The 21,486-nt window shown below is 48.6% G+C and carries 16 protein-coding genes and 1 tRNA gene; 9 read left to right on the forward strand and 8 right to left on the reverse strand.

Going from position 1 to position 21,486, the window contains the following annotated elements; all coding sequences use genetic code 11:
* Positions 1-83: 83 nt before the first annotated feature.
* The gene (gene sppA / locus L6472_RS03395; RefSeq protein WP_237807177.1) at positions 84-1,871 is read right to left on the reverse strand and encodes a signal peptide peptidase SppA; all 1,788 of its coding nucleotides are present in this window, start codon (positions 1,869-1,871) and stop codon (positions 84-86) included.
* Positions 1,872-2,047: 176 nt separating this feature from the next.
* Here sppA and L6472_RS03400 point away from each other — a divergent pair, with 176 nt between their 5' ends.
* The 7 genes from L6472_RS03400 to L6472_RS03430 all read left to right on the forward strand — a co-directional run bounded on the left by L6472_RS03400 (position 2,048) and on the right by L6472_RS03430 (position 12,221).
* Entirely contained in the window at positions 2,048-3,385 is a 1,338-nt protein-coding gene (locus L6472_RS03400; protein WP_370640878.1) for a glycoside hydrolase family 28 protein, read from the forward strand.
* A gap of 12 nt (positions 3,386-3,397) precedes the next feature.
* Positions 3,398-6,328 carry a sugar-binding domain-containing protein gene (locus L6472_RS03405; protein ID WP_237807179.1) on the forward strand — a complete coding sequence of 977 codons (2,931 nt, stop codon included), beginning with the start codon at positions 3,398-3,400 and terminating at the stop codon, positions 6,326-6,328.
* 134 nt (positions 6,329-6,462) lie between these two features.
* Positions 6,463-6,735 (forward strand): co-chaperone GroES, encoded by a 273-nt coding sequence (locus L6472_RS03410; protein WP_237807181.1) that lies wholly within the window; start codon positions 6,463-6,465, stop codon positions 6,733-6,735.
* Positions 6,736-6,809: 74 nt separating this feature from the next.
* Positions 6,810-8,441: a chaperonin GroEL gene (gene groL / locus L6472_RS03415; protein ID WP_237807182.1), complete on the forward strand. Its 1,632-nt coding sequence runs from the start codon at positions 6,810-6,812 to the stop codon at positions 8,439-8,441.
* Positions 8,442-8,760: 319 nt separating this feature from the next.
* Complete coding sequence (locus tag L6472_RS03420) at positions 8,761-10,293, forward strand: RNase adapter RapZ (protein ID WP_237807183.1); 1,533 nt, start codon at positions 8,761-8,763, stop codon at positions 10,291-10,293.
* A gap of 47 nt (positions 10,294-10,340) precedes the next feature.
* On the forward strand, positions 10,341-11,162 hold the full coding sequence (locus tag L6472_RS03425) for an alpha/beta hydrolase (protein WP_237807184.1): 822 nt from the start codon (positions 10,341-10,343) through the stop codon (positions 11,160-11,162).
* A 129-nt stretch (positions 11,163-11,291) separates the two neighbouring features.
* Positions 11,292-12,221 carry a hypothetical protein gene (locus tag L6472_RS03430; RefSeq protein WP_237807185.1) on the forward strand — a complete coding sequence of 310 codons (930 nt, stop codon included), beginning with the start codon at positions 11,292-11,294 and terminating at the stop codon, positions 12,219-12,221.
* Between the two features lie 145 nt (positions 12,222-12,366).
* Here L6472_RS03430 and L6472_RS03435 read toward each other — a convergent pair whose 3' ends face one another.
* Genes L6472_RS03435 through L6472_RS03445 form a run of 3 tightly spaced genes read right to left on the reverse strand, consistent with a single transcriptional unit; the run spans position 12,367 to position 16,080 of the window.
* Positions 12,367-13,242, reverse strand: coding sequence for a S1 RNA-binding domain-containing protein (locus L6472_RS03435; protein ID WP_237807186.1), 876 nt, complete (start codon positions 13,240-13,242; stop codon positions 12,367-12,369).
* The gene (locus L6472_RS03440) at positions 13,239-13,940 is read right to left on the reverse strand and encodes an ABC transporter ATP-binding protein (RefSeq protein WP_237807187.1); all 702 of its coding nucleotides are present in this window, start codon (positions 13,938-13,940) and stop codon (positions 13,239-13,241) included. Before L6472_RS03440 ends, L6472_RS03435 begins: the two co-directional genes overlap by 4 nt.
* Positions 13,933-16,080 (reverse strand): cation:proton antiporter, encoded by a 2,148-nt coding sequence (locus tag L6472_RS03445; RefSeq protein ID WP_237807189.1) that lies wholly within the window; start codon positions 16,078-16,080, stop codon positions 13,933-13,935. Before L6472_RS03445 ends, L6472_RS03440 begins: the two co-directional genes overlap by 8 nt.
* 265 nt (positions 16,081-16,345) lie before the next feature.
* Between L6472_RS03445 and L6472_RS03450 the strand changes: the two genes are divergently transcribed.
* On the forward strand, positions 16,346-17,371 hold the full coding sequence (locus L6472_RS03450; RefSeq protein WP_237807191.1) for an aspartate-semialdehyde dehydrogenase: 1,026 nt from the start codon (positions 16,346-16,348) through the stop codon (positions 17,369-17,371).
* Between the two features lie 194 nt (positions 17,372-17,565).
* A tRNA-Leu gene (locus tag L6472_RS03455) sits at positions 17,566-17,647 on the forward strand.
* Between the two features lie 716 nt (positions 17,648-18,363).
* On the opposite strand, the gene L6472_RS03460 is transcribed toward L6472_RS03455, so the two are convergent.
* From L6472_RS03460 to L6472_RS03480, 4 genes are all read right to left on the reverse strand, one after another.
* Positions 18,364-18,906: a hypothetical protein gene (locus tag L6472_RS03460; protein ID WP_237807192.1), complete on the reverse strand. Its 543-nt coding sequence runs from the start codon at positions 18,904-18,906 to the stop codon at positions 18,364-18,366.
* A gap of 282 nt (positions 18,907-19,188) precedes the next feature.
* Positions 19,189-19,329: an MLO family protein gene (locus L6472_RS03470; RefSeq protein ID WP_237807193.1), complete on the reverse strand. Its 141-nt coding sequence runs from the start codon at positions 19,327-19,329 to the stop codon at positions 19,189-19,191.
* A 268-nt stretch (positions 19,330-19,597) separates the two neighbouring features.
* Positions 19,598-20,770, reverse strand: coding sequence for an ATP-binding protein (locus L6472_RS03475; protein ID WP_237807194.1), 1,173 nt, complete (start codon positions 20,768-20,770; stop codon positions 19,598-19,600).
* A 233-nt stretch (positions 20,771-21,003) separates the two neighbouring features.
* Positions 21,004-21,474: a hypothetical protein gene (locus L6472_RS03480; RefSeq protein ID WP_237807195.1), complete on the reverse strand. Its 471-nt coding sequence runs from the start codon at positions 21,472-21,474 to the stop codon at positions 21,004-21,006.
* Positions 21,475-21,486: the final 12 nt, after the last annotated feature.

Raw genomic sequence — 21,486 nt, forward strand, 5'->3', positions numbered from 1 at the left:
TCAGCTGTTAAAGTGGCACTATTCCGAGGTTAAAAGTTCCACTCTGGTTGTCTTAAACAGTAGTATTTCTGTTCTTGTTGAGTTTAAATGCCTGTGACGAAGGGCAGTCTTGCCTGCAGTCGGTTGCGCTGCTGGTCGCGTCGCATCTCCATGATGGGCGTATAGAGCTCGCCCAGTGTCTTCTGCATCTCGGCATCCAGATAGCTGCCTTTCTTGTCGGTACTCTCCAGCAAAGCCTCAAACCAGTCTGTCTTGCCGGGGTAGGGAGCCGTGTAGTACTTGTCCAACTTGGCCAGTTCGGCAGCCTTCTTGATGGCATCATCAAGAGACCCCAACTTGTCCACCAGTTTGATGCCCACAGCATCGGAGGCAATCCATACACGTCCTTGCGCAATCTCGTTTACTTGTTCCTTGGTCATGCCGCGTCCGTCGGCAACGATGGTCAAGAACGAGTCGTAACCACGGTCCACGTAGCCCTGCATGAAGCGAATCACGTCGGCATTGTTTTTGTCGAATATCAGGCGTGTCTCGTAGTCGCTATAGTGGTTGGTGCTAACGCCATCCCATGTGATTCCCAGCTTGTTAGACACCAGCTCGCTCATGTTGGGCACCAATCCGAAGATGCCAATAGAGCCAGTGACCGTTGTCGGTTCGGCGAAGATGTAGCTGGCGGGAGCGCTGATCATGTAGCCACCCGAGGCCGCATAGCCACCCATGGAAACCACCACGGGTTTCTTCTCCTTCAGTTGCTTGATGGCGTGCCAGATGTGTTCCGAGGCGATAGCGCTACCACCAGGCGAGTTGACGCGCAGCACGACGGCCTTAACGTCGTCGTCCTTCGCCAGTTCGTTCAGGTCTTCAACGGTCTCTTTGCCCACGATGGCATGCTCACTGGCAAAGGCACTGGCTTCTTCATCAATGATTTCGCCATAGGCATAATATACGGCAATCTTGTCACCGTCCTTCTTGTTCTCCTCTTGCAGGTTGGTCATGTCAGAGAGTGTCAGCTGGTTGATGTCGTCATCCTCGCCGAGTCCCAGTTTTCCCTTCACAATCTCCTTGATCTTCTCGGGGAAGATGGCATCGTCAATCAGTTTGGCAGCCTTGTAGTCGGCAATGTTGGCGAAAGCCATAATGCTATCGTCTGCCAACTGGTTCAGCTGGTCGGGTGTCACGTTGCGGCTCTCAGCCATCTGCTTCAGCCACAGTTTCCAGATGCCCTGCAGATAGGCTGTGCGCTGTTCGCGGTCGTTTTCGCTCATGTCCTTACGGGTGACACTTTCCACTGCACTCTTATATTTGCCCACACGGGTGGCCTGATAGGTGATGCCTATTTTCTCGTACAGACCAGTCATGTAGTAGTTTTTGCCCCCCAAACCTTTGAAGTCTATCATGCCCTGACGATCCATAAAGATGCTGTCGGCCACGGAGCAAACATAGTAAGAGCCCTGTGTATATCTGTCGGCAAAGGCAAGGATCCACTTGCCGCTCTTCTTGAAGTCGGCCAGTGCATCGCGAACCTGCTGGGCGGTGGCTGGTGCGTCAAATATGGTGGTGCCGCCTTCCAGGTAGATACCCTTGATATTCTCGTTGTTCTTCGCTTTTCTGATGGCGGCAACAATGTCGTCCAGTCCCATTTCGGTCATGTCAACCTGTCCCAACAGTTGGTCGAGTGGAGAGCCTCCTTCAGTTCGTTCGCTCACCATTCCGTCCATTTTCAACACGAAAACAGAGTTTTCTTTTGCTTTCGTTGGTGCCGAACTGCTGGCAATCATTGATGCAAAAGAGATCATCATAAAGATGCCACAAATAATAAGTAACGCGATGATGCCGCAAATGGTTGCGAGCATGTACCTAAAAAATTGTTTCATATTTGCGTTTTTTTTTGATAATTCAGTATGCAAAGATACAGATATTTTCATAATTATATGCAAAAAAGCAAGTAAAAAGTTCGTCATATATAAAAATAGGTGCCGAAATTTTTGCCGTTTCTGCTATTTGCCGTATCTTTGTAGCATTATAAACAAATAACTTAAAAACGAATCCAATGAATCAGAAAATCATGTTGGCAGTCATACTCCTGATGGTGTGTGTCACTGCTGTAGGTAAGAAAAAAACACAAGTTCAGGAACTATGGCCCAATGGCGAGCCGATGGCAGCGTGGTTTACAGATACCAGAAAAGTCGATGTTGAGACGCTCGGAAAGAAATACATACTGACAGACTATGGTGTACGCCAGGGCACAACTGATGTGCAAACCCGCGAAATCCAGGCCGTGATAGACCGTGCTGCTGCCAATGGCGGTGGCGTCATCGTGGTGCCAAAGGGCACGTTCTATTCAGGAAGCCTGTTCTTCAAGCAGGGCACCCACCTGCTGGTCGAAGAGGGTGGTGTGCTGAAGGGATCAGATCGCATCCGCGACTTTGAGATTCGCGAGACGCGCATCGAGGGGCAGACATGTCCATACTTCGTGGCTTTGATCAATGCCGATAGCGTTGACGGATTCACAATTGCAGGCAAAGGCACTATCGATGGCAACGGACAAGACTATTGGCACGAGTTCTGGATCCGTCGTCAGTGGAACCCTCAGTGCACCAACAAGGATGCACAGCGCCCGCGCCTTACCTATATATCGAACTCAAAGAATGTGACCATCCAAGATGTGCGACTCATCAACTCGCCCTTTTGGACAAATCATATTTACCGTTGCGACCACGTGCGCTACCTTGATCTCTATATCTACTCTTCGACAACGGGTATCAAGGGACCTTCAACCGATGCTATCGATATAGATGTGTGTCACGATGTGGTGGTGCGTGGCTGCTATATGAACGTGAACGACGATGCCGTCGTGCTGAAGGGCGGCAAGGGAACCTTCGCCGATCAGGCGCCCGAGAATGGTCCTTGCTATAATATCCTGGTGGAAAACTGCCATTATGGTACGGTGCATGGCTGCATGACACTGGGCTCTGAGTCTGTCCACGACTGGAATGTCATCATGCGTCGCTGCCATACCGACAACACACAAAACGTGCTTTGGCTGAAGATGCGCCCCGACACGCCGCAGCACTACGAGTATGTGCGCGTGGAAGACTTCACGGGTAAGTGTCGTAGTTTTCTGTTGGTGAAACCTTGGACGCAGTTCTATCAGAAAGAAGACCGTCCCGATATGCCGCTGTCGCAGTGTAATGACATCAGTTTTAAAAATATCAACATGGAGTGTGGCACGTTCTTCAACGTGGAAGGATCTGATAAATATCTGCTCAAGAACTTCTCTTTTGAGAATATTGATGTGAAAGATGGTGCCAAGAAGAAAGCCTTTGAGAACCACCCCGTCGAGCTGTTGACGCTGAAAAATGTGGTGGTGAATGGTGAAAAGCGATAAAGTGACGGACTGATGAAAAGACTCTCTCTCTGCCTGCTGTGGCTCGTGCTGGCCGTGACTTTGGCGTCTGCCGAGCGTCAGAAGCTGAACTTTAACGCAGATTGGCGCTTGACTGTTGGCGATGTCAAGGATGCTGCTTCGCCTGCATACGATGATGCGGGCTGGCAACGCGTCACGTTGCCTTTTGCCTTCAATGGCAATGAGGCATTCAAAGTAGATATCGCGCAACTGACAGACACCATCTGCTGGTATCGCAAACACTTCCATCTGACTCAGGAACAAGTCGGTGGAAAGGTGTTCGTCGAATTTGAGGGCGCTCGCCAAGGGGCCGACGTCTATGTGAATGGTCGCCATGTTGGCTTTTCTGATAATGGTGTCATGGCTTTTGGCTTCGACCTGACGCCTTTCGTTCGGGCGGGGCAGAACCTGATAGCGGTGCGTTGCGACAACAGCTGGACGTATCGTGACCGCATCTTGGACAGCCGATACCAGTGGAACGACAAGAATTTTAATGCCAATTATGGGGGGCTGACCAAGAATGTGTTCCTGCATATCACCGATAAGCTCTACCAGACATTGCCGCTCTACTCGAATCTGAAGACCACTGGCACCTATATATATGCCACCGATTTTAACGTGGCAGAGCGTCGTGCCGTGATTCATGCCGAGTCGGAAGTCAGCAATGACGACAGTTGCCAGCGTTCGTTCACCTTCGTGGCAAAAGTCTTTGACTTAGACGGGCGTGAAGTGGCATCGATGAAAGGCGACCGTGTCACTGTGCATCCAGGTGAGCGGCGGCGTGTCACAATAGCTCAGGAGGTAGGCAATCTGCACTTTTGGTCGTGGGGCTATGGCTATCTCTACACCGTGAAGACACAACTGGTGGCAGACGATGGGTCTGTTCTTGACTGTGTAGCCACGCGCACAGGTTTCCGAAAGACCAAGTTCGCTGAAGGAAAAGTGTGGCTGAACGATCGGGTGATGATGATGCATGGCTATGCTCAACGCACGTCGAACGAATGGCCTGGTGTAGGTATTGGCGTGCCAGCGTGGCTGAGTGATTATTCTAATGCATTGATGGTTGAGTCGGGAGCCAATCTGGTTCGTTGGATGCATGTGACGCCTTGGAAGCAAGATGTGGAGTCGTGCGACCGTGTCGGACTGCTGCAAGCTATGCCCGCCGGCGATGCAGAGAAAGATGTGGAAGGCCCCCGCTGGCAGCAACGTGTTCAACTGATGCGTGATGCCATTATATATAATAGGAATAACCCCAGTGTGGTGTTCTATGAAGGTGGCAATGAGTCTGTCAGTCGCGAGCACATGCTTGAGTTGAAGGCTCTTCGCAATGAGTATGACCCTCATGGAGGTCGCGCCATTGGCAGTCGCGAGATGCTCGACATTGATGAGGCTGAATATGGCGGTGAGATGCTCTATATCAACAAAAGTGCCAAACATCCTATGTGGGCCATGGAGTATAATCGTGATGAAGGACTCCGAAAATACTGGGATGCGTACAGCTATCCCTATCATCAAGAGGGTGATGGACCCTTATATCGTGGAGCACCGGCTCTTGAATATAATCATAATATGGATGCTTTTGCTCGTGGCATGGTGGAACGTTGGCATGAGTATTGGCTTGAAAGACCAGGTACGGGAAGGCGTGTGAGCAGTGGTGGCGTGAAGATTGTGTTTTCTGATACCAATACGCACCATCGTGGCGAGTCTAACTATCGCACCAGTGGCGTGGTCGATGCGATGCGCATTCCGAAAGATGCCTTCTTTGTTCATCAGGTGATGTGGGATGGATGGGTATCTCCAGAACATCCGCGAACATACATCATCGGCCATTGGAACTATCCAGAACAGACCCGGAAGGATGTTTATGTCGTATCAACGGCAGACGAGGTGGAACTCTTTGTCAATGGCAAGTCCATCGGCAAGGGACAACGTTCTTATCAGTGGCTCTTTACTTTCAAGGACGTTGCATTCGAACCGGGCGTGTTGGAAGCTCGCGGTAGCGATGGCTCTTCGTTTCAGATAGAGACTGCAGGCGAGCCCTATCAGTTGAAGTTGACGGCGATTGAAAATCCTGAAGGCATGAAAGCTGATGGTGCAGACATGGCACTCATACAGGTCGAGGTGGTCGATAGACAAGGACGCCGTTGCCCGTTGGATAATAGAATGATGCACTTCCACCTGTGGGGCGAAGCGAAATGGATCGGGGGAATAGCGAGCCAGCGTCCTGAGGATAATTACGTGGGGCGTATGTCGCTGCCTGTGGAGTGTGGTGTCAACCGTGTATTGGTCCGTTCAACTTCTAATGCCGGCCATTTTGACTTGTCTGTTTGGGCAGATGGGGTGCGTCCGGCGTATCTGACCATGAAGACGCATCAGTCCGACTGTCAAGAGATGCCTCAGTCGTCACTGCGCCCATTGTTGTCGCGTGGCGAGACGCCAGCAACTGCATCTTATCGCGAAGTGAAAACAAGTGCGGTGATTGTCGGGGCGAAAACGGGCTCAAATATGCAGTCGGCAGTCAACAGCTACGATGATAACGAACTGAGTGAGTGGCGTAGCGATGGCGAGCAACGGAATGCTTGGATTACCTATCAGTTGGACAAAAAGAGAACGATCGATGAGATTGCCATCAAACTGTCTGGTTGGCGTCAGAAGTGTTATCCGCTGGAAGTCTATGCCGGCAAGAAGAAAGTGTGGGAAGGATTAACCGATGCCACATTGGGCTATGCTCATATCTGCATAGATGCACCGGAGGCATCGCGTGAGTTGACCATTCGTATGGTGGCTCCAGCGCAGAACACTGCTAAGTTTGGCAGCGTGAAGGAACTTGCGGGCGGTCATGCCAACGAGTTTGATAGAGTGAAGACGGAAAATGTAAAAGTGGAATTGCGCATCGTAGAGGTAGATCTGTTGGAACGAAAGTAGTTGTTACTACTAATCTCTTGTACCTTAATTTATAAAATAAAGCGTGCCAAATTGTCAGTAAAGTCATTTTGGCACGCTTTTCGCTACTATTCTGGCAGAACAACAATACTATTCAAAATTAAAACATATTAGTTATGAACATTAAACCATTAGCAGACCGCGTGCTCGTATTGCCTGCACCGGCTGAAGAGAAAATCGGTGGAATTATTATTCCTGACACAGCAAAAGAGAAGCCCCTTCGTGGTATTGTTAAGGCCGTAGGTAAGGGCACAAAGGATGAAGAAATGATTCTGAAAGAAGGCGACGAAGTTCTCTATGGAAAATATAGTGGAACGGAAATCGAACTCGACGGAGAGAAATTCCTGATGATGCGCCAAAGCGATGTACTCGCTGTTATTGAGAAATAAAGAAGGATTAATCACAAAATCTCGAAATACCGATACCTCAAAATATCGATATCTCGACAAAAAGAAAAAAGAAAATGGCAAAGGAAATTAAATTCAATATGGACGCCCGTGATGCAATGAAGCAGGGCATTGACCAGTTGGCAAATGCAGTAAAGGTAACCCTCGGTCCTAAGGGCCGCAATGTGGTTATCGAGAAAAAGTTCGGTGCACCTCAGATTACTAAGGATGGTGTGTCTGTAGCAAAGGAAATTGAGCTCGAGGATCATTTCGAGAACACTGGTGCACAGCTTGTAAAGAGTGTCGCTTCAAAGACTGGCGACGATGCAGGTGATGGCACAACAACCGCTACTATCTTGGCACAGGCTATCGTTAGCGAGGGACTGAAGAACGTGACCGCTGGCGCTAACCCCATGGACCTGAAGCGTGGTATTGATAAAGCTGTGAAGTGCGTCACAGATTTCATTGCAAAGAACGCTGAGCAGGTTGGTGACAACTATGATAAGATTGAGCAGGTTGCCACTGTTTCTGCCAACAATGACAAGGAGATTGGCGAACTGCTGGCCGAGGCTATGCGCAAGGTATCTAAGGATGGTGTCATCACCATCGAGGAAAGCAAGAGCCGTGATACCCATATTGGAGTCGTAGAGGGAATGCAGTTCGATCGTGGCTATCTGTCAGCTTACTTCGTTACTGACAGTGAGAAGATGGAGTGTGCAATGGAGAATCCTTATATCCTTATCTATGATAAGAAGATTTCTAACATCAAGGAGTTCCTGCCTATCCTGCAGCCTGCTGCAGAGAGTGGTCGTCCCTTGCTGATTATTGCTGAGGATGTTGACTCTGAGGCTCTGACCACACTGGTTGTCAACCGTCTGCGCGGTGGTCTTAAGATCTGTGCAGTGAAGGCTCCAGGCTTTGGCGATCGTCGTAAGGCTATGCTCGAGGATATTGCCGTTCTGACTGGCGGTACTGTTATCAGCGAGGAAAAGGGCTTGAAACTGGAGCAGGCTACACTCGAAATGCTGGGTACCTGTGAGAAACTGACCGTTACGAAGGACAATACAACCATTGTTAATGGTGCTGGTGACTCTCAGGCTATCAAGGATCGTATCAACCAGATTAAGGCAGAAATCGAGAACACCACATCTTCTTACGATAAAGAGAAGCTGCAAGAGCGTCTGGCCAAGCTGTCAGGTGGCGTAGCTGTCCTCTACGTAGGTGCTAATAGCGAGGTAGAGATGAAGGAGAAGAAGGATCGTGTTGACGATGCACTCTGTGCTACACGCGCAGCTATCGAAGAGGGTGTCGTTGCCGGTGGTGGTACCACTTACATTCGTGCACTCGATGTATTGGCTGATCTGCAGGGCGACAATGCCGATGAGCAGACTGGTATTAACATCATCAAACGTGCCATTGAGGAGCCTCTGCGTCAGATCGTAACCAATGCAGGCGGCGAGGGTGCAGTTGTTGTTCAGAAGGTGCGTGAGGGTAAAGGTGACTTCGGTTACAATGCCCGTCTTGACAAGTACGAGGATATGCGTGCTGCAGGTGTCATCGACCCTGCTAAGGTTTCTCGTGTAGCTCTTGAGAATGCCGCTTCTATCGCAGGTATGTTCTTGACCACCGAGTGCCTCATCTGCGACAAGCCCGAGAAGGAGCCTGCCATGCCAATGGGGGGCGCTCCTGGAATGGGCGGCATGATGTAAGTCCATAGGAATGAGAAAGTAACGCGTTTTTGCTAACTCAACTTTACAAAAGGCGAAGGAAAAGTTCTTGACTTCTCTTTCGCCTTGATTTATGTCAAAAACTAAAGTTTTTTATATCAAAAAGTTTGGTTGTAAGAAATAATGTTAGTACTTTTGCATCACAAAAGATATTTTTTTGATTTGTTTTAGTAGATTAGTTTTTAAGTAGTTTGTTTTTGGAGCTAGTTGTCGTGAGACAGCTAGCTTTTTTTATCATCTTTGTTTTGCAAGAATCAAATAAAACCATTACCTTTGTCGCATAAATCATGAAATAAATAGAATGCATCAACTATTAGAACTATATAAGCAGTGGCGGGGCGAGGAACCTGCCGTCACCCAGCAATTGCCAGTGGCAGGTAGCAACCGTATTTATTACCGAATGACGGATGGTGAAGGCGAAAGTGTTGTGGGCTGCATAGGCACTAGCCGGGATGAGAACCATGCCTTTATCTATTTGGCTCGTCATTTCTCCAAGCGCCAATTGCCTGTTCCGCAGGTGTTGGCTGTCAGTGAAGACGAGTTGCGCTATCTGCAGACAGACTTAGGCACGGTGTCTCTCTTCGATGCCATTCGTGGCGGTCGTGAAGCAGGCGGTCGTTATACGTTGAAAGAGCAGGAACTGTTGAAAGCCACAATCCGTGAACTGCCTAATGTACAGTTTCGTGGCGCACGTGAGTTAGACTTCTCCAACTGTTATCCACAGCCAGAGTTTAATATCGAGGGCGTGCTCTTCGATCTCAACTATTTTAAGTATTGCTTCCTGAAAGCCACCGAGCTCGACTTCCATGAACTCAAGCTTGAGGCAGACTTCCGTCTGTTGGCCAAAGACCTCACCGCAGAGAGGTGCGACAGCTTCCTCTATCGTGACTTCCAAGCGCGCAATGTCATGTTGACAGATGGAAAACCTTTCTTTATTGATTTCCAAGGCGGTCGTCGTGGCCCCTTCTATTATGATTTGGCTTCTTTCTTATGGCAGGCTTCTGCCAGATATCCCGACAAGCTGCGTGCTGAGCTTCTCGATGACTATTACGAGGCAGCCCAGCAGTTTATCGAGATGCCAAAACGGGATATCTTCGCCAGTCGTTTGCAGCTCTTTGTGTTCTTCCGCACCCTTCAGGTGCTGGGTGCCTATGGCTTCCGTGGCTACTTCGAGCGTAAACAGCATTTCATTGACAGTATTCCTCCTGCCATACAAAATCTGCGCGAGTTGTTGCAGACGGCCGATTTCCAATATCCTTATCTTATTTCGCTGTTACGTAAACTCACAGAGTTGCCGCGCTTCCAGCGTATAGAGGTGACCGCAGCTCGTTCCGATGGCTATAAGACCACCGACAACAACCCTTATAAGGCGCATCCCAAAGATGGTCCTGCCACGTTCTCGAAGTATGATGGAAAGGGTCCCTTGGTGGTGAAAGTCTTCAGCTTCTCTTATCGAAAGGGTATTCCAGAAGATGAGAGTGGCAATGGCGGTGGCTATGTCTTCGACTGTCGATCGACCCACAACCCCGGTCGCTATGAACCCTATAAGCAACTGACTGGTCTTGACGAGCCAGTGATTCGTTTCCTCGAAGACGATGGCGAGATACTGACATTCTTGGAGAGTGTCTATAAACTGGCCGATGCACATGTAGAGCGCTATATCCAACGTGGTTTCACTTCGCTGATGTTCTCTTTCGGGTGCACTGGTGGCCAGCATCGAAGCGTTTATAGTGCTCAGCATTTGGCTGAACATATTCATCAGAAGTTTGGCGTTGAAGTTCGCATCTGTCATCGCGAACAGAACATCAGTCAGACACTTGAGGCAAAACAATAACTCATTGAGCCCACCTTCTTGTGGGCTCAATCTTTATAAAAACTACAATGAAGAAACTACTTACACTAATCATTCTGTTCCTGACACCATTTGCCGTCATGGCACAGTCGGGACAAGTAAGCACCGTAGCCAATGGCAGCGTGCAGGAGTTATGGATTGACAATGGCAGCCGCCACATCTTTGGCGAGCTCTTCACGCCTGCTGCCACAGGAAAGAAAGCACCCATAGCTATCATCGCCCATGGCTTTAATGGCTCTTTCGATTATGGTCGCCATTATTTCGACGTGATGGGCCGCAAAGGTTATCAGTGTTATACGTTCGACTTTCCATGTGGGTCGGTGCGCAGTCGTTCCGACAACAATACCCTCAACATGTCCATCCTCGATGAGGTCAGCGATCTCTGTGCCATTGTGAAGTATTTCCGCAGTCAGGGACATCGTCACATCGTTCTTGTTGGCGAGAGTCAGGGCGGACTGGTTTCTGCACTGACTGCTGCCAAACTGAAAGGGCAGGTGAGTCAACTGGTGCTGGTCTATCCTGCCTTGTGCATTCCCGACAACTGGCGTCAGCGCTATCCACAACTCGATGCCATTCAGGAGGTCACCGAACTGTGGGGCGTCAAGATGGGACGTCGCTTCTTTGAAGAAATACACGACATGCACCCTCTTGACATCATTGGCATGTATCGAGGTCCGGTACTCATTGTTCAGGGCGACCAAGACCGCATTGTGTCTATGGAAGACTCACGTCGTGCCCAGCAGCTTTATCGCAAAGGCACCCGCCTGCATGTCATTCCTGGTGCCAGTCATGGTTTCAGACCTCATGAGTTTCAGCAGGAAGAAGAACAACTTGAACTTTTTTTGAAATAGTTTAGTTGAGTGGATAACGACGTCAGGTTTGGCGTCGTAAAAAAATCAGTTTTGTTTTGGCAATATTGTAGAAATAGTTTATTTTTGCAGTCAGAAAGTTATTAACACCAAATGAAAAACGTATTGAATATGAGAAAACTATTGGTCATCGGAACGATGGTGCTGGGTGCTATGCAGGCCACAGCACAGAATGTGGCGCAGACCTCTGCGCAGGATCTACAACCATCTGCTGCACAACAGACGGTTCAAGTGGCGGATAACGATGGAAACAGTCTGCTTCCTAACGTGTTCAACCATCTGGGCGTTGGTGTCGGCATTGGTGTCATGAATGGTTTGAGCGTTGAACTTGCCACACCGGCAACACGCTTTTTGGCCCTTCGTGCCGGCTATAACTTCCTGCCGAAGCTGAAGATGGACGTGGATTTTGACACCGATTTCGGCGATATGAACACCGCAGTGAAGAATAATCCTAGATTTCAGGAGTATCAGATTCCTGACGAGATTACCGTAGAAGGCAAACTTGATATGGGTACTGCCCATGTGCTGGTGGATGTCTATCCCTTTCAGCTCAGCAGCTTCCGCGTCACCCTGGGTGCCTATTTCGGTGCCGATAAGATTATCAAGGTGTATAACAAGAACGAGGGCGATCTGATGGGGGTTACCAAATGGAATCAAGATAGTCAGGACCCAACTAAGTTGGCCGACCTCCGTGCGATGAATGGTGGCAAGTTGGATAAGATTGGTTTCGACATGGGCGACTACTTCCTGGAGCCTGATGCCAATGGAAACTTGGAGGCCAGCATCAAGGTGAAGAATTTCCGCCCGTATGTAGGTGTGGGCTTTGGTCGTGCGGTTCCCCGCCATAGCCGTGTGACTTGCAACTTCGACCTGGGTGTACAGTTCTGGGGCAGTCCAGAGGTTTATCTGCATGGTGCCAACGGCGACGAACAGTTGCAGTCGTCTGACCTCTCTGGCGAAGGCAGTAAGGCCGTAGAGATTCTGAGTAAAGTCAAGGTGTGCCCCATGATGAGCCTGCGTATCGTAGGTCGTATCTTCTAAACGAAGGCCGCCTCTTTGAATGAATGATGAAAAGCCATCGGAGATGATTCTCTGGTGGCTTTTCTTTTTTGTTAATTATTAAAATAATACCACTATCCTCACGGACGGTGGTAGCTCTATTAACCATAAACCTTAAAATCGATTGTTAAGCTAATGATATCCCATCATTAGATATTGTTATAAGACGGCGGCGGTAGAGATCGCCGACAGCCTTCTTAAAAGCTTTCTTCGATACTTTAAAGCGGTCGCTGATGAGTTCCGCCGGACTGTTGTCCGACAGGTCGCAGTGCCCGTTGTTCTCATATAGATAGCGCAACAACACCTCGGCAAACTCCAGTGTGTGCTGGCGGCCGGTAGGTTGCAGTGTGATGTCTATCTTGCCGTCCTGACGCACGTGGTCTATGTAGGCAGTCAGTCGGTCGCCGGTGTGCAGTGGCTGGAACACCTGATTCTCGAAAATCAGTCCCTGATACTTGTTGTTGATAATGCACTTGAAGCCCAGGTCGGTCTTTTGCCAGATGAGGCAGTCGCAGGTGTCGCCATGCTTCAGTAGGGCGCCTTTGCCAGCTGTTGCCGTTGTCTCGTCTCCATGAGACTTGGTTGCTGCCTGACTGATGTACTTATCAACCTTGGCAGTAGCCATCAGCCGGTGGCTCTCTTCGTCTTCTTTCACATAGACGATGTAGTGTTTGCCCACCTCCATGCGCTGTTTCTGTTCGCGGAAAGGGCAGAACAGGTCTTTCTGCAGTCCCCATTTCATGAAAGCGCCATACTTGTTGATCCATGCCACCTCAAGATAGGCAAACTCGCCAACGATGGCCAGTGGTGTCTCGGTGGTGGCCACGGTGCGCTCTTCCTGGTCCAGATAGACAAACACCTTGATTTCATCACCGATGCGCATCTGTGGTGTCACGTAGCTTTTGGGCAACAATATTTCGCCCTCGTCACCTCCGTCCAGATAGAGGCCGAAGTCCACGCGCTTCACAATTTTCAGTGTGTTGTAGTTTCCAAGTTGTATCATATGGCTGTTGTCGTGAAGGGGTCTGTTGGGTCAGCGGGCTGCTGGATGGGTGCAAGAAGTCCGTCTTTCATGTGGATGGTGCGATCGGTCAGTGTGGCCAGCTCCTCGTCGTGGGTCACGATGACAAACGTCTGTCCGAACTTGTCGCGCAGGTCGAAGAACAGCTGGTGCAGCTCGGCCTTGTTCTTTGAGTCGAGCGAACCGCTGGGCTCGTCGGCCAGGATCACCGCTGGGTTATTGACCAGCGCACGAGCCACGGCCACGCGCTGCTTCTCGCCGCCCGACAGTTCTGCAGGCTTATGACCGGCACGCTCAGAGAGTCCCATGAACTGCAGCAGTTCCAGGGCGCGTTCCTTTGCTTCTTTGTTTGAGCGACCAGCAATGTAGGCCGGTATCATGATGTTCTCAAGAGCTGTGAACTCGGGCAGCAGCTGGTGAAACTGGAATACGAATCCCAGATGGCGATTGCGGAAGTCTGACAGCTGTTTCTGGCTGAGTGTGGTGGTGTCTATGTTGTCCACGCACACCGTGCCACTGTCGGGGCGGTCCAGTGTGCCCATGATTTGCAGCAGCGTGGTCTTACCGGCACCGCTGGGGCCCACAATGCTCACCACCTCGCCTTTCGCAATGTCGAGGTCGATGCCTTTCAGCACTTGTAGTGAACCAAAGCTCTTGGTGATATTTCTTAATTTAATCATTGTCTTTTGGTGCTTTTTTCGCCGAGTGAATCCAGCGCGAGACGATGTCATAGATGCTGTTCTCCTCGTAGTGTTGTGCCTCGGTGAAGCTCATGGAGTCATCCTTCGTGTCGCCATACTGGTCGGGGAAGATGATCATGAGGTTGGTGCCGGCAAAGTATTTCGTCAGCTCATCGGGCAATCGCTCTAAGGCATTTTTATAACTGATAGTACCCTTACGGGCTGTGATGACGATGAACAACTGGTCCTTGCCAATGTCGGCAGCCAGCTTGGGCAACTCGTTCCAGTGGCCCATGGGGGTGTATTCTCCGCGCACGTGCGGATGCACATTATTAATATATTGCGCTATGAGCGACAACGACTCCTGGCGTCCGTGGAACTGAATGCGGCAGTCCAGTTGTCCGGCCAGTCGGCACACGCGCTCCAGCCAGCGGTGGAAGCCCGGCTCGAACTCTGCGCGTGAGGGCACGGCCACCTGTATGCGTCGCAGCGTGCTCAGTGGCTGTTCGAAACGTGTCAGCACGATTTGTCGGTTCAGACCATTGTAGAGACTCTGGATGAACTCACCCCAGAACTTAGGCGACACCTCCGTATGCACGTGCATGCCCATCACAATCTCTGAGCATCCAAACTCGCGGAAGGCATGTTTGATGCCGTTGGCAATGTTGGTGGCCAGTCGGACCTGCGTCTGCATCATCACCTCCGAGGCGCTGGCCTGTCGCTCCAGCTGTTCCAGCAGTCGCAGTCCCTGTTCGCGCTCCACAGCACTGTTCTGTCCGTCGTACACCACGTTCAGTGCCACTAGTCCGCGGCTCAGCTTCTCGTTGCGCATCAGCAGCGACAGATAGACCAGCTGTGGCGCAATGTCGGGGTATTTCACGCAGACCAGTATCTTCTCGTCGTCGTGCTGCGGCTTGTGGTCTATGTCCAGGTTCAGCTTCTCGCGGAAGATAATTTCCTTGGCGGCCTTGTCGGTCATCAGTGTCGAGACGATGCAGGTGACCAGTATCATCATCACCACGCCGTTCAGCATCTCGTTGTTTACCAGCATCACCCCCGGAGCCACTTCGATGCGCATGCCCACCATGGTCATGGCGATGGCGCCAGCAGCATGGGCCGATGTCAGTCCGAACATCATGTGGCCCTCGGCCTTGGGCAGACGGAAGATGATGGCCGAGGTATAGGCGGCCAGTGCTTTTCCAAACGTGCCAAAGAAGGCGATGAGCAGCACGATGCCTATCACCTGAGCGCTGTCGAGCACAGAGTGTAGGTCAATGAGCATGCCCACACCAATCAGAAAGTAGGGGATGAACAGTGCGTTGCCAATGAACTCGATGCGGTTCATCAGCGGCGATACGTGGGGGATGTATCTGTTGAGTATCAAACCCGAGAAGAAGGCACCGAAGATACCTTCTAAACCGATCAGACTGGATAGTGCTGCACTGAGAAACATCACCGCCATGATGAAGATGTACTGCATCACGCGGTCGCTATAGCGGCGCAGGAAGTAGCGCGTCAGTCGCGGTATCAGGTAGATGCAGCCGGCCATATAGACTGCCAGTTTTACTGCAAAAAACAACCAGAACACCACGCCACTGTTCTCGTCGAACGTGCCCACCAGCGCAGCCAGCATGACCAGCGACAGAAACAGCGATATCATCGACGAGCCCACGCTGAGCATCACGCTCGAGTTGCGCTGCAGACCGTAGCGCCCAATGATGGGGTAGGCTATCAGCGTGTTGGATGCCATGATGCAACCCAGCAGAAACGATGCCTTGCCGTTGTAGCCCAGCAGTGTCATCGACATCAGGTAGGTGAGCATCAGCGGTATGACGCATGTCAGCAGTCCAAAGGTGATGAAGCGCTTGGTGTTCTTCTTCACGCTCTCCAGGTCCATTTCCAGACCGGCAAGAAACATGATATAGAAGATGCCTACGCGCCCAAACAGCTCGAACGACTCGTCGCGCTCCAGGACATTGAGCCCGTAAGGACCTATCAAAATGCCTGCCAGCACCATGCCGATGATGTGCGGGATGCGCAATTTACCCATGATGATAGGCGCAAACAGCACAATAAGCAGCACCACAAAGAAAATCAACGTGGGGTCGGCAATGGGGAAATATGAGGCTAATGGTAACATTTCATGTGCAAAGATACGAACTTTTGCTTAAATCTAAATCGTTTGCGGGGCTTTTTTTCACCCTTTACTCATAATTACTTGTCTATATATGCTTGTCTTCGCTAAAAATTAATGCATTTATATTGGAAATATATTCTTTTTCCCATCTTGAAACACTGATACTTGAATTAGATAATGAAAAAAAAACCACGTATTCTTTTGCATTTTGTATGTTTATTCGTAACTTTGCAGCCAATTACGTAAACCATTATAAAAATTAAGCAAGATGAAAGTAGCTATTGTAGGTGCAAGTGGAGCAGTGGGACAGGAGTTCCTGAGACTGCTCGATGAGAGAAACTTCCCCATGGATGAATTGGTATTGTTTGGCTCCGAGCGTTCGGCTGGTCGCACATATAAGTTCCGTGGTAAGGATATCGAAGTGAAACTGCTGAAGCATGGCGACGATTTCAAGGATATTGATATCGCCTTCACATCGGCAGGTGCTGGCACCTCAAAAGAGTTTGCAGAAGACATCACCCGCTATGGCTGCGTGATGATCGACAACTCGAGCGCTTTCCGCATGGACGACGATGTGCCCTTGGTAGTGCCCGAGTGCAATGCTGAGGATGCGCTGAAGCGCCCTCGTGGCATCATTGCCAACCCCAACTGTACCACCATCATGATGGTCGTCGTGCTGCAGCCACTGGAGCAGCTGTCGCACATCAAGCGCATCCACGTCAGCTCTTACCAGAGCGCCAGTGGTGCCGGTGCCGCTGCTATGGCCGAACTGCAGCAGCAGTACAAAGAGATTGTGGAGACTGGCGAGGTGAAGACCATCAAGAAATTCCCCCACCAGCTGGCATACAACGTGATTCCCCAGATCGACGTGTTCCAGCCCAACGGCTATACCAAGGAAGAGATGAAGATGTACAACGAGACACGCAAGATTATGCATACCGATGCCAAGTGCTCGGCCATGTGTGTGCGCGTCAGCTCGCTGCGCTCTCACTCTGAGTCGGTGTGGATCGAGACCGAGGCACCCATCTCTGTCGAGGATGCCCAGAAAGCCATCGCAGCAGCTCCCGGCTGCACGCTGGTAGACGATCCCGCCACATTGACCTATCCCATGCCGCTGGAGACAGCCGGCAAGGACGACGTCTTCGTAGGTCGTGTGCGCAAAGACCTGGCCGACGAGAATGGACTCACCTTCTGGCTCAGTGGCGACCAGATTCGCAAGGGCGCAGCCCTCAACGCCGTTCAGATTGGCGAGTACTTGGTCAAAGAGAAGGCTTTGCCTTGCTTTGGTAAGTAAGGACCGACGGATGGTCGCAGGCCCTTTGGGCTATTAAAAAAGTTGTTAATAACTGAAACCTTGATAAGAGCCTGGTATTGCCAAGCATGCCGATATCATCGGAGTCTTGCCATGCCAGGCTTTATTTTTTCGCCAGAATTATTTGGCTATTTCAGTAAAAAATAGTACTTTTGCATCCGCTATCGCAACAATATGCGCCTGTGGCGGAATTGGTAGACGCGCTAGACTTAGGATCTAGTGTCTCGCGACGTGCAGGTTCGAGTCCTGTCAGGCGCACAAACAAAAAAAGGAAATCCAATCGGGGATTTCCTTTTTTGTTCTTTATTATAGACTTTCCTCTCTCTCTTCGGAGGGGATGGTTCAGCTCAGTTGCAATTGCGTAGGTTTCGCGATGCTCCCAGAGTATTGAATTGGCATTTCCAGAGTCTAGAGAGGGTCGTTTTAAAGTCTAAAAGCACGTATTCTAAAGTCTAGTAGAGGCGTTTCTAAAGTCTAAAACCGAAGCTATCATTTCAGGTCTAGTCCCTGAATGCTCTACATCCAGCCCTTAGAACAACCGCATCCAGGGGCTAAAACGACCCGTTCCAGGGGCTGGATGCGCCACATCTAGGGGCTGGGCGGACATCAAAAGTAAAGCTATTACAACGCAAAAGCGAAACTATAACAAGACGAAAGCAGAACTATGACAGTGCGAAACCGTTCCTATCCCGACCAAGAACGCTCCGGACCCTCCCGAGGGAGGGAGACATCCTGTCCTTTTGGGTATTCCAGATTCAACAAATATCCGCACGCTATCATGACCATTAACCACAGTATTGATATAATAATTTCCCTTATCTTTGGTCATTGTAAAACTTGTCTGACCAAAAGTCGCCACCGCGGAAACGTAAAATAGCGATAAGATGCCTGCACGTTTAATGTTTTGATTCATCTTATTCTATATTTTATTGTGAATCTTTCTTGCAAAGAAAGTTCTTCAAATTAACTAAACTCTATTTAAACCTCCTTACGACCGTAAAATTAATATAGCCATTATTATGAAAGGGTCTAATATCATTTATCGTCATTTTTTTTATTTGATGTAATATATTGAACATTCGTTTAGATGATATGTCTTTTTCCATTAAACCATAGCTTGATAATTCCACCAAAATGATATTCCCTTTTGTATCTATTGATAAAATGACAAATATTAAACGATGATTTTTATATAATCTTTTTTTTTCTTTGTTTGATAGCTCTTTATCAATAATATCTAAAATGCGTTTGACATACATTTTCTCTGAGTTGTGAGAAATGAATACACCATTATCGACAGATAATTTTTCAAGCTGATTATCTATTTTTTGTTGAATATAATTATTATAATCGTCTTGCAGATGATAAGAAAATCTCTCTATCATATCCGCATTTTTCTCTAAGCAAGTCCTTTCTATTTTATATTTCGATGAAATGAGTATAGTCTGAGAATATGAACTAAATGTGAATATTAAAAATAGTGATAATAATACTGTTTTTCTAATGTTTTGCTTCATTGTCTTCAATATTTTAAATGACCCATAGCTATTCTTCGGAATCTACAAGGACATTGCGAGGAAGAAGATCCCATACCTCGTATGTGGCGTTCTTGAAACGTCCTTCTGTAGACGTCTTCTCAAATCCGAGTGCTGCCATATAGGTGTCAATCATTATTTGGGTAGCAGGATGAGCACTTGCAATTCTTGGTTGCGCGATAACTGGTTGAACTGTACGGCCATCGAAACCTGCAAAACCATAGAAAGAGTAAGCAGCTGCACGTTGCTCTACCTCAAAACGGTTTACATCTGCTTGGCTAGTTCCAAGTTGCGTTTCATGTACTGCGCAAAGTCGTATGAGCTCATTGGCGATTGCTGCGATGCGGCTATTTTCCGCATCTTGCGCTCCGTTACTTCCTTGTGGAACTGGTTAAAAAATATCATAATCCATCTTTGTTTATACTACTTCGGCAAAGATAAGATTAATTTGCAAAACAAACAAGTAAAAACCGGGAAATGTTGCTGTAAGAATAATATAAAGGCTCACTCTGAGCGCGCTGTTCTATGGGAATCGGGGTGAGCTTGTTGGGTGCAAATATAGTATAATTGCACTAAAGTAGTGCAGAAATCATATCAAAATTGCACTATTGTAGTGCAATTTTGATAAGGGAGGGACGATGGACAAATCTTCAATCGTTATTCCATTTTTACATTAATACATCAACCCGAAGGCCCAAAGGGGGATAATGTTGCCTGAGCCGAATTCAATATCGTCTTTCACAATATAGCCTTCTTTGGCAGTGGTTATTTGTTTCTTACCCTTATTCTTTCCGCCTACCTCAAATGTCTTTCCATCTATCTCAAAGTCGCTGATGCGTGAACTGATGACATCTGAAACGATACGCATCTGGTTGTAGAAGAATGTTTCGCGGATGTTGCCAATATCAGTGGTCGGTCCTCCTAATAGGTATGCGATGTTAGGGTTGTCTAGATATACTTTCTCGACTTTTCCAATTCCTCTGATGCCACCAGTGTTATCACGCAGCTGGCCAATCATACCAGCCTGTTCTATATAAAGGAAATAGTCTGGTAATATATTTCGGCTCACACCAACTACTGTCGATAATGAATCCATGACTGGTTTGAAAGGCACACTTTGGGCAATAACAGATAAAAGTTTCTTCAGCTTTCTACCTGTAGAGGCAGTCATGTTGGCAAATTGCGGTATGTCAACCTCCATCGTTTGGTTGATAACTTGACGAAGTTTCAACTCAAAGTCTGAATCACTGGAGAAGGGATAATAGCCCCTCTTCAGATAGTCGCGGAACAATGGAAGCGGATGATTGACATCGGCCACAACTGCCTTCAACGCTAAGACGTCTTCTAATGTATAAATAGAAGCGTCTATGTTGTGAAACAGTTTAAGATACTCTCTGAACGATAGGCCTTGCATCATAAAGATTGGTGCTCTGCGGCTTAAGTCAGAAAAGCCTTTATATATATCGAGTACCGATGAACCTGTGAAGCCGATCTTTACATCTGGATGTGAATCGTATATCTGTTTTAACTCGCGCGACCAGTTTTCATACTTATGTATCTCGTCTATAAATATTTGCTCGCCACCTTCTTTAATAAACTCATCCACAGTGTCAACGAGATTGTGCGATGAAAAATATAAGTGGTCTGCACTTATATACAGTATGTTTCTTGAATTCCTGTGCTCCTTGATATACTGCAGAATCATTGTGGATTTACCTATACCACGTGGTCCAACAAGTCCAAACATCCTCGAATCCCAGCTAATTTGGTCAAACATATAGCGGTGAAAGGTTGAAGTGGTTTGCTTCAACTGGCCTTCCATAAATTCAATGAGCGTGATGTCCATAAGCGTTATTTCTTTATTATTTCACTGCAAATATAGTATAATTGCACTAAAGTAGTGCAGAAATCATATAAAAATTGCACTATTGTAGTGCAATTTTAACAAATAAAGGTGCTCTTATATGCATATTTACTCGCTACGAATAATAATTATTCTGAAATTGTAAATAGTAAAGCCCCGCACTGTGATAGACTCCAGTGCGGGGCTTTTGGTGTTATAACACGCGCTCTGTTTTGTTAGCGCTCTTCCAGTCTTGTATCGAAATAGACTGTCAGGGTTGGCGTGTAGGTGTTGGCCAGGCTGATGACCAGCTGACCCTTGTCGCCCTTCCAGACGGCCTCTTTGCGATCCTCGCCCTTGCTCTTGTAGTCGGGCATGCCGTAGAGCTCAGCATATTGGTCGCGTTTCTGCTGCCACAGCTGTCGAGTGCTGTCGTTGGTGGTGGCACTGAAGGTTTCCTGGATGACCAGAATGGTGTCGTTGTTGTTCTGGATAGACAGGTTGTAGGCCTTAGAGCCGGGCTTCACCAAGCTGATGACCACGCCATCGGTGTTGGCCGTGTCGATGACTAGACCGCGGGCTTTCATGGAATCGACAAACTGAGAGGTGGGCATGTCGAGCGACAGACCTTCGTAGGCCATATATTCTCGTTTGCCACAGGCGCAGAGCATCAATAATGCTGCGCAAGCAAATAATAGTTTCTTCATTTCTTTGTACTT

Source organism: Prevotella sp. E13-17, assembly GCF_022024035.1.
Classification (GTDB): Bacteria; Bacteroidota; Bacteroidia; order Bacteroidales; family Bacteroidaceae; genus Prevotella.

Bases quoted from the DNA above. Each gene is read 5' to 3' on its own strand.
- groL (WP_237807182.1), top strand. From the start codon at position 6,810: ATGGCAAAGGAAATTAAATTCAATATGGACGCCCGTGATGCAATGAAG.
- L6472_RS03440 (WP_237807187.1), bottom strand. From the start codon at position 13,940: ATGATTAAATTAAGAAATATCACCAAGAGCTTTGGTTCACTACAAGTG.
- L6472_RS03430 (WP_237807185.1), top strand. From the start codon at position 11,292: ATGAGAAAACTATTGGTCATCGGAACGATGGTGCTGGGTGCTATGCAG.
- L6472_RS03420 (WP_237807183.1), top strand. From the start codon at position 8,761: ATGCATCAACTATTAGAACTATATAAGCAGTGGCGGGGCGAGGAACCT.
- L6472_RS03400 (WP_370640878.1), top strand. From the start codon at position 2,048: ATGAATCAGAAAATCATGTTGGCAGTCATACTCCTGATGGTGTGTGTC.
- L6472_RS03470 (WP_237807193.1), bottom strand. From the start codon at position 19,329: ATGATATTTTTTAACCAGTTCCACAAGGAAGTAACGGAGCGCAAGATG.
- L6472_RS03425 (WP_237807184.1), top strand. From the start codon at position 10,341: ATGAAGAAACTACTTACACTAATCATTCTGTTCCTGACACCATTTGCC.
- L6472_RS03405 (WP_237807179.1), top strand. From the start codon at position 3,398: ATGAAAAGACTCTCTCTCTGCCTGCTGTGGCTCGTGCTGGCCGTGACT.
- L6472_RS03450 (WP_237807191.1), top strand. From the start codon at position 16,346: ATGAAAGTAGCTATTGTAGGTGCAAGTGGAGCAGTGGGACAGGAGTTC.
- sppA (WP_237807177.1), bottom strand. From the start codon at position 1,871: ATGAAACAATTTTTTAGGTACATGCTCGCAACCATTTGCGGCATCATC.
- L6472_RS03445 (WP_237807189.1), bottom strand. From the start codon at position 16,080: ATGTTACCATTAGCCTCATATTTCCCCATTGCCGACCCCACGTTGATT.
- L6472_RS03435 (WP_237807186.1), bottom strand. From the start codon at position 13,242: ATGATACAACTTGGAAACTACAACACACTGAAAATTGTGAAGCGCGTG.
- L6472_RS03480 (WP_237807195.1), bottom strand. From the start codon at position 21,474: ATGAAGAAACTATTATTTGCTTGCGCAGCATTATTGATGCTCTGCGCC.
- L6472_RS03460 (WP_237807192.1), bottom strand. From the start codon at position 18,906: ATGAAGCAAAACATTAGAAAAACAGTATTATTATCACTATTTTTAATA.
- L6472_RS03410 (WP_237807181.1), top strand. From the start codon at position 6,463: ATGAACATTAAACCATTAGCAGACCGCGTGCTCGTATTGCCTGCACCG.
- L6472_RS03475 (WP_237807194.1), bottom strand. From the start codon at position 20,770: ATGGACATCACGCTCATTGAATTTATGGAAGGCCAGTTGAAGCAAACC.